The organism is Cellulomonas fimi, assembly GCF_028527925.1.
Taxonomy (GTDB): Bacteria; Actinomycetota; Actinomycetes; order Actinomycetales; family Cellulomonadaceae; genus Cellulomonas; species Cellulomonas fimi_C.
The window spans coordinates 1-904 of the sequence record NZ_JAPESW010000123.1 but is presented as its reverse complement, the minus strand read 5'-3'; the positions used below and the strand labels follow the sequence as shown (position 1 = coordinate 904).

At 51.8% G+C, this 904-nt stretch carries 2 protein-coding genes; one reads left to right on the top strand and one right to left on the bottom strand.

Features of this window, described 5'->3' with window-relative positions; genetic code table 11:
- Positions 1 to 93: 93 nt before the first annotated feature.
- On the bottom strand, positions 94 to 429 hold the full coding sequence (locus OMK64_RS21320; protein WP_272730112.1) for a hypothetical protein: 336 nt from the start codon (positions 427 to 429) through the stop codon (positions 94 to 96).
- 158 nt (positions 430 to 587) lie between these two features.
- On the opposite strand from OMK64_RS21320, the gene OMK64_RS21315 reads away from it, so the two are divergent.
- The coding region (locus tag OMK64_RS21315) for a 6TM ABC transporter family protein (RefSeq protein ID WP_272730111.1) at positions 588 to 904 on the top strand (317 nt) is incomplete at its 3' end.

Genomic DNA, 904 nt, shown 5'->3' with positions numbered 1-904 from the left:
AGGAAAAAACACCGACCATGCTTGTGGCGAAGAAGATAGAAAAACAGTTAAAATTAGTATTAGTGAACAATTTGCATCTAGAATACTTATCTCTTATTTAAGCGAAATGCAGGTGGGATAGTATGGCGACGGGTTTATATGTAGTTTTTTTTTTCGGCTCCACAGCAGGCTGGTCAGGGCCCAGGCGGAGAAGACCAGGAATGCGAGCGCCAGGGGCTCGCGCAGTAACGCTTTCAGCTCCCGGGGGCGCATGCACAACATGAACAGGGTCGGTACGCTGAACAGGATGTAGACGATTCGATGCAGTACGTTGCGGTTGGATACGAAGAACAGCGAACTCAGTAATAACAACAAGCCAATGGGCAAAATCCACAGGACCAGGAAGTCGAAAACGCGATTTGAGCCATAGATCAGGCGCTTGGAGTGCATACAGTAAAGCCATTCCATTTTGAGAAAGCCAACCATCTTAAAGTAGTGGCTATGTAATGTCGCTGGTCGGGTCCGACCAGGCTGTGGGTCATGCAGGGTGCAAGTACAACAGAGAAGCTGTGCTAAAGTCAGCCTCCTTTTTCAAAACGCCGCGTGATATGACCGACTCCAGTCCGAGCGCAAGCCCTTCGAGCTTGAAAATATACTTCCGCCTGCTCAGTTACGTTAAGCCCTACGCCGGCTTGTTCGCGCTGAGCATCGTCGGATTTCTGATTTTCGCGTCGACCCAGCCAATGCTGGGGTACATCCTCAAGTACTTCGTCGACGGCCTTTCCAATCCTGAAGCCGTGCTGTTCCCCAGCGTGCCATTCCTGCGGGACCTGCAATTGCTGCAGGCCGTGCCGTTGCTGATCATCCTGATTGCCGCCTGGCAGGGCCTCGGTTCGTTCCTTGGCAACTACCTGCTGGCCAAGGT